Source organism: Stagnihabitans tardus, from assembly GCF_009925085.1.
GTDB classification, from domain to species: domain Bacteria; phylum Pseudomonadota; class Alphaproteobacteria; order Rhodobacterales; family Rhodobacteraceae; genus Stagnihabitans; species Stagnihabitans tardus.
On sequence record NZ_JAABNR010000001.1, the window covers coordinates 325,530 to 336,712 of the forward strand.

Annotated in this window: 1 protein-coding gene; it reads right to left on the reverse strand. The window is 72.0% G+C overall.

The genetic code is table 11. From position 1 onward, the window contains the following. Positions 1-4: 4 nt before the first annotated feature. Positions 5-10,978, reverse strand: a complete 10,974-nt coding sequence (locus GV832_RS22275; RefSeq protein ID WP_168773034.1) for a beta strand repeat-containing protein — start codon at positions 10,976-10,978, stop codon at positions 5-7. Positions 10,979-11,183 lie beyond the last annotated feature (205 nt).

Below are 11,183 nucleotides of genomic sequence, written 5' to 3' on the forward strand. Positions count from 1 at the left end.
TTGGTCAGATGAACAGCGCCGAGATCTGGTCGTTCGACATGACCGCGATCTGGCTCGAGGTGAAGGCCCCGGTCTGGGTCGAGGTCATGGCCGCGATATCGGCAGTCTCCAGCGCCACGATCTGGTCGGTCGAGAGGCTGGCGATCTGCGCCGTGGTCCAGCCCGCCATCTGCGCCGTCCCGAAAGCCACGATGGCCTCGGTCGACAGGGCCGTCACCTGGTCGGTCGAGAGCTGGCCGATCTGCGAGGTCGTCAGGTTGGCGGCCTGGGCCGTGGTGATGGCGGCAATCTGATCGCTGCTGAGCGCATGGATCTGGCTGCCGGTCAGCCCCTTGATGGCCGAGGTCGAGAGCGCGGCAAAGTCCGCCGTCTCCATCTGCGCCAGGACCGCCGTGCCCAGGGCCGCGACCTGCGACGAGGTCAGCGCCGCCGCCTGGGCCGTGGTCAGGCCCGGGATGTCGTCGCTGGACAGGCCCGAGAGACCGGTCGTGGTCAGGGCCGCGACCTGCGCCGTGGTCAGGGCCGCGATCTGGTCGGTGGTCAGGGCCGCGACCTGGGAGGAGACCAGGGCCGCGATCTGCGTCGTGGTCATGGCCGCAACCTGGTCGGTGCCCAGGACCGCGATATCGGCCGTGGTCAGTTTCACCACCTGAGTCGCGGTCAGGGCGGCGACCTGGTCGGTGGTCATCGCCACGACCTGGTCGGTGGAGAGCGCCACGATCTGGGCCGTGGTCAGGCCCCGGATCGCAGAGGTCGAGAGGGCGGCGAAATCCTCCGCCTCCATCTGCGCCAGGACCGCCGTGCCCAGGACCGCGACCTGGGCCGAGCTCAGGACCCCGGCCTGGGTCGTGGTCAGGGCCGGGATATCGTCGGTCCCGAGGCCCGCAAGGCTGCCCGTCGTCAGGGCAGAGACCTGGGCCGTGGTCAGGGCCGCGATCTGGTCCGTGGTCAGGGCACCGACCTGGCCCGAAGAGAGGACCGCGACGGAAGCCGTGCCCAGCGCCGCGACCTGGTCCGCGCTCATCGCGCCGATGTCGCCGGTGTCGAGCCTCCCGACCTGGGCGGTCGTCAGGCTGGCCACCTGGGCCGTGGTCAGGGCCGCGACCTGGTCGGTCGAGAGGACCCCGAAGGCAGCCGTTCCCATGCCGCGCAGGGCGGCGGTGGTCATGGCGGCCAGGTCCTCAGCCTCCAGCGCGGCGACCTGGGCGGTGGTCAGCACCGCAACCTGGGCCGAGCCCATCGCGGAGACCTGGTCGGCACTCAGCGCCACGATGTCGTCGGTGCCAAGCCCCGCAAGGGCCCCGGTCGCCAGGGCGCCCACCTGGGCCGAGCCCAGCGAGGCCACCTGGTCGGTCGACAGCGCGCCCACCTGGGCCGAACCCAGGACCGCGGCCTGGGCCGTGGTCAGGGCCGCCACTTGGTCCACGCTCATCGCGGTCAGATGCGCGGTCGTGACCTTGGCGATCTGCGCCGTGGTCAGGGCCGCGACCTGGGCCGTGGTCAGCGCCGAGGCCTGGTCGGTGGTTAGGGCCGCGACCTGGGCCGTGGTCAGCTTCGAGACCTGGGCCGTGGAGAGCGCCGCGACCTGGTCAGAACCAATCGCCGCGACCTGCGCCGTCGAGAGCAGGATCAGCTGCGCCGTGGTCAGCGCCGCCGCCTGATCGGCCGTCAGCGCGGCCATGTCGCCGGTCGACAGCGCGGGCAGTTGCGTGCTGGTCAGGGCCGCGATCTGCGTCGTGGTCAGGGCCGCGACCTGGTCCGTGGTCAAGGCGCCGACCTGGGCCGTGGAAAGGGCCGCCACCGCCGCCGTGGACAGGGCCGCAATCGGGTCAGAGCCGAGAACCGCGACCTGGGCCGTGGTCAGGGCTGCCAGTTGCGCCGAGGTCATGCCGGTGACCTGGGTCGCCGACAGGGCCGCGACATGGTCGGTCGACAGGGCCACGACCTGGGCCGTGGACAGCGCCGCCAGCTGGGCCGAGGTCAGGGCCGCGACCTGGTCGGTCGACAGCGCGCCGATCCCGGCCGTGGTCAGACCCTTGACCGCCGTCGAGGTCAGGGCGGCAAGATCCTCGACCTCGAAGGCTGCGATATGGGCCGTGCCAAGGACCGCGACCTGGGCCGAAGTCAGCGCCCCGGCCTGGGTGGCCGAAAGCGCCACGACATCGGCCGTGTCGAAGCCCGCCAGGGCCGCAGTCGAGATGGCCGCCAGTTGCGCCGTGGTCAGTCCCGAGATCGCCTCGGTCGAAAGCGCCGCAACCTGGGCCGAGCCAAGCCCTGCCATCTGCGCCGTGGTCATGGCGCCGATCTGGCTGCCCGACAGCACCGCGATGCTGTCGGTCGAGAGCTTGGCGACCTGGGCCGCCGTCAGGGCCGCCATCTGCGCCGTGGTCAGGCTGGCGACCTGGGCGGTGGTCAGGGCCTCGACCTGGGCGGTGGTCAGTTTCGCGACCTGGGCCGTGGACATGGCCGCGACCTGGTCGCTGCCGATGGCCGCGACCTGGGCCGTGGTCAGCTTTTGCAGCTGCGCCGTGGTCAGGGCGGCCACCTGGGCCGTGGTCATGGCCGCGACATCCGCCGTCTCGATCTTGGAGACCTGCGCCGTGGTCAGGGCCGCCACCTGGGCCGTGGTCAGCGCCGCCACCTGGTCGGAGCCCAGCGCCACGACCTGGGCCGTGGTCAGACCCTTGACCGCCGAAGTGGTCAGGGCGGCAAGATCCGCCGTCTCCATCGCGTCGATGACCGAGGTGGCCAGCGCCGCGACCTGGCCCGAGGTCAGGGCCCCGGCCTGTTCGGTGGTCAGGGCCACCAGCCCATCCGAGGTCAACCCGGTCAGGGCTGCGGTGGTCAGCGCGCCAATCTGGGTCGAGGTCAGGCCCGAGACCTGCTCGGTCGACAAGGCCGCGATCTGGGCCGAGGTCAGGACCGCGACATGGCCGGTGGCGAGCGCCGCAAGCTGGGTCGAGGACAAGGCCCCCACCCCCTCGGTCGAGAGTTTGGCGAATTGCGCCGTGGTCAGGGCGCCGATCTGGGCCGTGGTCAGGGCGGTCACCTGGGCCGAGCCAAGCGCCGCGACCTGGGCCGTGGTCAGCTTGTTGACCTGGGCCGTGCCGAGACCTGCCACCGCATCCGAGGACAGGGCCGCGACCTGGCCGGTGGTCATGGCCACGAGCTGGGCGGAGGACAAGGCCGCGACTTGGGTCGCCGTCATCGCCGCGACATCGCCCGTGTCGATCTTGGTCAACTGCGCCGTGGTCATGACGCCCAGTTGCGCCGTGGTCAGGGCCGCCACCTGGTCAGAGCCCAGCGCCACGACCTGGGCCGTGCTGAGAACCGGAACCTGGGCCGTGGTCAGGGCTGCCACCTGGTCCGAGGTCATGGCGGCGATCTGGGCCGTCGTGATCCCGGGCAGCTGCGCCGTGGTCAAGGCCGCGACCTGGTCGGTGGTCAGGGCCGCGATATCGCCCGTGGGCAGCGAGGCCAGTTGCGCCGTGGTCAGGACCGCGACCTGGGCCGTGGTCAGGCCCGCGACCGAGTCGGTGGACAGGACCCCCAGTTGCGCCGTCGTCAGCTTGGCGATCTGGGTCGTGGTCAGGGCCGCAAGCTGGCTGCCGGTCAGGGCGCCGAACTGTTGCAGCGTCAGGCTGTTGAATTGCGCCGTGGTCAGGCTGGCCACCTGCGCCGTGGTCAGGGCCGCGATATCGGCCGTCTCCAGGGCGCCGACCTGGGCCGTGGTCAGGGCCGCGACCTGGGCCGTGGTCAGGGCCGCGACCTGGGCCGTGGTCATGGCCGCGATCTGGGCCGTGGTCAGGGCGCGCTCTTGCGTCGTGCTGAGCTTCGCGACCTGGGCGGTGGTCATGGCCTCCACCTGTCCCGTGGTCAGGGCCGCGATCTGGCTGGTCGTCAGGGCGGCGACATGGGCCGTGGTCAGGGCGGCCACGGTCGAGGTGGCCAGGACCGGGATCTGGGCCGAGGTCAGGGCCGCGACCTGCGCCGTGGTCAGGACAGCCGCCTGGTCCGAGGTCAGGGCCGCGATCCCCGCCGTGGTGATGCCGCGCACCGCCCCCGTGGACAGGACCGCGACATCCGCCGTGGTCAGGGCGCCCACCGCTGCCGAACCGAAGGCCGCCATCTGGGCCGAGGTCAGGACCGCGGCCTGGGCCGTGGTCAGGGCCGCAGCCCCCGCCGTCCCCAGACCCTCGAGCGCGGCGGTGGACAGGGCCAGGACCTGGGCCGTCGAGAATTTCGACACCTGGGTTCCGGTCATCGCGGCAAGCTGTTCGGACGACAGGGCCGCAACCTGGGCCGTGGTCAGGGCCGCGATCCGGGCCGTGGCCATGGCCGCCACCCCATCGGTCGGCAGGGCGCGGACCTGGGCCGTGGTCAGGGCCGCCACCTGGGCCGTGGTCAGGGCACGCACCTGGTCGGTGGACAGGGCCGCGATCTCGGTCGTGCCGATGGTGCGCAGGGCCGCCGTGGTCAGGGCAGCGAGATCGGCCGATTCGAAGGCCGCGACCTGGTCGCTGTCCAGGCCCGAGACCTGGGCCGAGGTCAGGGCCCTGGCCTGGGCCGTGGTCAGGGCCACGATGTCATCGGTCGAAAGCCCCGCCAGGGCATCCGAGCCCAGGGCCGCGATGCTGGCCGTGGTAAGGGCCGCGATCTGGGCCGTGGTCAAGGCCTCGACCTGGGCGGAGCCGAGGACCGAGACCTGGGCCGTCGAAAGCGCCGCCGCCACATCGGTGGACAAGGCGCCGATGGCATCGGTCGAGAGGGCCGCGAACTGATCGGTGCTGAGCACCGAAGCCTGGGCCGTGGTCAGGCTGCCCAGTTGCTGCGTGGTCAGGCCTGCCGCCTGGTCCGTGGTCAGACCCGCCAGCGCCCCGGTCGAGAGCTTGGCGAAATCGGCCGCCTCCATCGTGGCAAGATAGGTCGCATCGATCACGGCAAGCTGGGCCGAAGTCAGAGCCGCCGCCTGGGCCGTGGTCAGGGCCACGATGTTGTCGGTGGTCAGGCCGGGCAGCGCATCGGTCGAAAGCGCCGCAACCTGGGCCGAGGACATGGCCGCGACCTGCGCCGTGGTCAGGGCCGCAAGCTGGTCCCAGGTCAGGGCCGCCGCCTGGGCCGTGGTCAGGGCAGCCACCTGGGCCGTGGTCATCGCCGCCACGGCATCGGTCGAGATCGCAGCCACCAGGCCCGTGCCCAGGACCGCGACCTGCGCCGTGGTCATCGCCGCCACCTGGGTCGAGGACATCGCGCTGATCTGGTCGCTCGTCATCCCGGCCAGGGCCGTGGTCGTCACCGCCGCAAGATCGGCGGTTTCCAGCGCCGAGATGACATTGGCCGAAATCGCGCCCAGTTGGTCCGAGCCAAGCACCGAAGCCTGGGCGGTTGTCATCGCCTCCAGCGCGGCGCTGCCCAGACCGGCAAGGGCCGAGGTCGAGAGGGCCGCGACCTGGGTCGTGGTCAGGGCGGCCATCTGCTCGGTGGTCACCGCGCCCATCTGGTCCGCCGTCAGGGCCGCCGCCTGGGCCGTGGTCAGGGCCGCCAGCTGATCGGTCGACAGGTCATCGAAGGCCGCGATCGAGATCGCCGCGACCTGGGCCGTGCCAAGCGCCGCCACCTGCCCCGTGGTCAGGGCCACGACCTGGCCCGTGGTCAGGCCCGCGACCTGATCCGTGGTCAGGCCGGCCAGGGCCGTCGTGGTGACGGCGGCCAGATCGGCGGTCTCCATCTCGGCCAGGACCGAGACCCCGATGGCGCCGATCTGGGCCGAGGTCAGGGCGGCAGACTGGGCCGTGGACAGGGCCACCAGCGCATCCGAGGTCAGGCCCGCAAGGCCCGCCGTCGAGAAGGCCGCGACCTGGGTCGTGGTCATGGCCGCGAGGTCTTCGGTTTCCAGCGCGCCGACCTGGGCAGAGGTCAGGGCCGCGACCTGGGCCGAGGTCAGGGCTGCGGCCTGGTCGGTGGCAAGCGCCGCCACCAGGTCGGTCGACAGGCCAAGGATCGCGCCCGTTCCGATGGCGGCGATTTGCGCCGTCGTGATCTCTGCCAATTGGTCGGTGGTCAGCACCGCCGCCTGGGCCGAGGTCAGCCCGCGCATCGCCGAGGTCGAAAGGGCCGCGATATCGGCCGTCTCCATCGCGTCGAAGATCCCGTCCGAGATGGCGCCAAGCTGGGCCGAGGTCAGGGCCGAGGCCTGGGCCGTGGTCAGCGCCTCCAGCGCATCCGAGGTCAGCCCGGCCAGGCCCGCCGTCGACAGGGCCGCGACCTGGGTCGAGGTCATGTTGGCGATCTGGGCGGTCGAGAGCGCCTCGACCTCGGTCGAGGTCAGGGCTGCGACCTGGCCCGTGGTCATGGCCGCGACCTGGTCGGTGCCGAGGGCCTGGATCTGATCGGTGGACAGATGGGCAATCGCCGCCGTGGACAGGGCCGCGACCTGGCCCGTGGTCATTGCGTCGATCTGGTCGGTGGTCAGGGCGGCCACCGCTGCCGTCCCCATGCCACGCATGGCACTGGTCGTGATGGCGGCAAGATCCGCCGTCTCCATCTCGGCGATGATCGAGGCGGACAGCGCCGAGACCTGGGCCGAGGAGAGGGCCGCCGCCTGGGCCGTGGTCATGGCGACCAGGTTGTCCGAGGACAGGCCCGCAAGGCTGGCCGTGGTCAGCGCGCCGACCTGTCCGGCCGTGAAGGCCGCCATCTGCGCCGTGGTCACCGCCGCGACCTGGGCCGAGGTCAGTTGCCCCATCTGGGCATTGGTGAAGGCCGCCACCTGGGTCGTGGACATGGCCGCCAGCGCTGCCGTGCCGATCTTGGAAATCGTCGCCGTGGGCAGGACCGCGACCTGGGCCGTGGTCAGGGCCGCGATCTGGTCAGAGCCCATGTTCGAGACCTGGGCCGTGGTCAGGCCCCGGATCGCCGCGGTGGTCAGCTTGGCGAGGTCCGCCGTTTCCAGCGCGGCGACCGCCGCCGTCGAGAGTGCCGCGACCTGGGCCGAGGTCAGGGCGCCGGCCTGGGTCGTGGTCAGGGCCACGGCCGCCTCGGTCGAGAGGCCCGCGATGGCGGCGGTGTTCAGCGCGGCCACCTGCTGCGTCGTCAGTTTGGCGAATTGCGCCGTGGTCAGGGCCCCGACCTGGGCCGAAGTCAGGGAGGCCACCTGCTGCGTCGTCATGGCCGCGACCTGGGTCGTGGTCAGGGCGGCAAGGTCGGCCGTCGGCAGCTCGCGCATCTGGGCCGTGGTCAGGGCAGCGACCTGGGCCGTGGTCAGGTTGGCGACCTGCGCGGTGCCCAGCGCCCCGATCTGCGCCGTGGTCAGGCCCCGGATCGCGGCGGTGGTCAGCTTGGCCAGGTCCGCTGTTTCAAGAGCGGCCACGGCTGCGGTCGAAAGCGCCGCGACCTGGGCCGAGGTCAGGGCCGCAGCCTGGGCCGTGGTCAGCGCCTCTGCCGCGTCCGAGGACAGGCCCGCCAGGGCCGCCGTGGTCAGGGCCGCGATCTGCGCCGTGGTCAGGGCCGCCGTCTGGGCCGTGGTCAGGGCGCCCACCTGGGCGGAGTTGAGGCTTGCGATCTGCCCGGTCGAGAAGGCCGCGACCTGGGTCGTGGTCAGGGCCGCCATGGAGGCCGAGGGCAAGGCCAGGATCTGCGCCGTGCCCAGGGCCGCGACCTGGGCCGTGGTCAGCACCTCGACCGCGTCGGTCGACAGCGCGCCCAGCGCGCCGCTGGTCAGGACGGCGATCTGCGCCGTGGTCATTGCGGGCACCTGGTCCGAGGTCAGGGCCCCGGCCTGGGCCGTGGTGAGCGCCGCGACCTGGGCGGTGGTCAGGGCCGCCACCTGGGCCGTGCCGAGATTGGCCACCGCCGCCGTCGACAGCGCGGTCAACTGGCCGGTGGTCAGGGCGATCAGTTGCGCCGTGCGCAGCGCCGCGACCTGGTCGGAGCCCAGGGCCCCCGCCTGGGTCGTCGAAAGCCCCCGCAGCGCAGCCGTGGTCAGGGCCGCGAGGTCCGCCGTCTCGAGCGCTGCGACCACGTCGGTCGACAGGGCCGCAACCTGGGCCGAGCTCAGCACGGCGGCCTGGGCCGTGGTCAGGGCCTCTGCCTGGTCGGTGGCAAGGTTCGAGGCGGCAGCCGTCGTCAGGGCCACGACCTGGGCCGTGGTCAGGGCCGCCACCTGCTCGGTGGTCAGGGCCGCGCTTTGGCCCGTGGTCATGGCCGCGATCTCGGCCGTGGTCAGGGCCGCGACCTGGGTGGTGGACAGGGCCCCGATCCCCGCGCTGCGCAGGACGGCGAATTGCGCCGTGGTCAGGCTGACCAGTTGCGCCGTGGTCAAGCCGCCGATCTGGTCAGAGCTCAGCGCCGCAGCCTGGGCCGTGGTCATCCCGTCCAGCGCGGTGACGGTCAGGGCCGCCACATCCTCGGTCGGCAGGGCCGCCACGGCCGCCGTTCCGATTGCCGCCAGTTGCACCGAGCTCAGCGCCGCGACCTGGGCCGTGGTCATCGCCCCCGCGCCCGCCGTCGACAGGCCCGCCAAGGCGCCGGAGGTCAGCGCCACGACCTGGGCCGTGGTCAGCGCCCCCACCGCGTCCGAAGACAGCGCCCCAAGCTGCGTCGAGGTCAGGGCCGCGATCTGGGCCGTGGTCATCGCGGCCACCTGGTCGGAGGTCAGGGCCGCGAAATCACTGGTGGAGAGCCCGGCAAGCTGCGCCGTGGTCAGGACGGCCGTCTGTGCCGTGGTCAGGGCCGCGATCTGATCCGAGCCCAGCGCACCGAACTGCGACGAGGTCAGGACCGCGACCTGCCCCGTGGTCAGCGCCGCGACCTGGGCCGTGGTCAGGGCCCCCATCTGCGTCGTGGTCAGCCGCTCGATCTGCGCCGTGGTCATGGCGGCCAGATCCGCCGTCTCGATCGCGGCGACCTGGGCCGTGGTCAGGACCGGAATCTGCGTCGAGCTCAGCCCCTTGATCGAGACGGTGGTCAGGGCGGCGATATCGGCGGTCTCGAGCTTGGCCAGGACCGCATTGGTCAGCCTGCCGATCTGGGCCGAGCTCAGCGCGGCGACCTGGGCCGTGGTCAGGGCCACGGCATCGGCGGTCTCAAGCCCCTGGAGCGTGCCGGTGGTCAGGGCGGCGACCTGCCCCGTGGTCAGGGCCGCAACCTGGGCCGTGGTCATGGCGGCAAGCTGGGCCGAGCCCAGCGAGGCGACCTGGGCCGTGGTGATGGCGCGGATCTGGTCGGTTCCCATGGCCGCGATCCCGGCGGTCGAGATCTTGGCGACCTGTCCGGGCACCATGGCCGCGATCTGCGCCGTGGTCAGGACGGCGGTCTGGGCCGTGGTCAGGGCGCCCACCTGCGCCGTGGTCAGCCCCTTGACCGCCGTGGTCGAGAGCGAGGCCACGGCCGCGGTGGAGAGGTTGGCGATGGCCGCGGTCGAAAGGGCTGCGATCTGCACCGAGCTCATGGCGCCGACCTGGGTGGTGGACAGGGCCGCGATATCGGCCGAGCCGAAGCCCGGCAGGGCTGCGGTGGACAGGGCCGCGATCTGGCCCGTGGTCAAGACGGCGAATTGCGCCGTGCCCATGGCCGAAAGCTGTGCAGAGGTGATGGTGGCGACCTGGGCCGTGGTCAGGGCCGCGACCTGGGCCGTCGACAGGCCCGCCATGGCGGTCGAGGCAAAGCGGCCGATGACCGCAGGGGTCAGCTGCACCAGTTGCGCCGTGGACAGGGCGCCGATCTGGGCCGAGCTCAGCGCGGCGGCCTGGGTCGAGGTCAGGCCCTTGACCGCTCCGGTGGTCAGGGCGACGATATCGGCAGTCTCGAGCCCGGCAATGGCGGCAGAGGAAATGCCTGCCAGTTGCGACGAGGTCAGGACGGCAGCCTGGGCCGTGGTCAGGGCCGCGACATCGCCCGAACCCAGGCCCGCAAGCGCGCCCACGGTCAGGGCGCGGACCTGGGCCGTGCCCAAGGCGGCCAGGTGGCCGGTGGTCATGGCCGCCAGTTGCGTCGAGGTCAGCGAGGCCACCTGCCCCGTGGTCAGCGCCGCAACCTGGGTCGTGGACAGGGCGCCCACCTGGGCCGTGGTCAGCTTCGACACGGCCGCCGTCGCCAGGGCTGCGACCTGGGCCGTGGTCAGGGCCTGGACCTGCGCCGTCGTCAGGGAAGTCACCGTGGCCGAGCCGATCCCCTTCACGGCTGCGGTGGTCAGGGCGGCCAGATCGGCCGTCTCGAGCTTGGCCAGCGTGGCGCCCGAGAGCGCGCCCACCTGGGCCGAGGTCAGGACCGCCGCCTGGGCGGTGGACAGGGCCACGGCATCGGCCGTGGTCAGGCCCTTGAGCGCGGCCGTGGTCAGGGCCGCGACCTGGTCCGTGGTCAGGACGGCGACCTGGGCCGTGGTCAGGCCAAGGATCTGCGCCGAGGTGATGGCCGCGACCTGCGCCGTCGACAGCGCCCCGATCTGCGCCGTCGTCAGGGCGCCAAGGTCGCCGCTGGTCAGCTTGCCGACATTGCCCACCGACAGGGCCGCCACCTGGGCCGTGGTCAGGGCCACGAGCTGATCCGTGCCCAGCGCCAGAAGCTGCGCCGAGGTCAGGCCCTTGATCGCCGTCGTGGTCAGGGCTGCAAGGTCCGCCGTCTGGATCTGCGCCATCGCTGCCGTCGAAATCGCCGCCACCTGGCCCGAATCCAGCGCCGCCGCCTGCGCCGTGGTCAAGGCAACGACACCCGCCGTGGTCAGCCCCCCCACCGCGGATGCCGTCAGCGCATCGACCTGGGCCGTGGTCAGCGCCGCGACCTGGGCCGTGGTCAGGACGCCCACCTGCGTGCTGAGCAAGGCCGCCATATGCGCCGTCGTCATCACCGCCAGCTGCGCCGTCGAAAGCGCCGGTATCTGCACCGTGGTCAGCGACCGGATATCGGCCGTGGTCAGGGCAGCAATCGCCGTCGTGGACAGCGCGGCAATCTGGGCAGTGGTAAGCGAAGAGATCGTCGTCATGGGGGGCTCCGTCTGACTATGGGGTGGCGGGCAAGGAAATCCCGCCCCTCCGCTGCCCGTTCTGGGCGCGATATTCTCCGAAAGGCTGTCAGGCAGGGCTTATGAAAGGGTGAACAGAAGCTTGAACCGGGGGGCGGGCCGCCGGTTTATCAGGGTTAAAATCCGCAAAATTTGAATCGATAGCGCCCGCATCGGCGAAAAATTC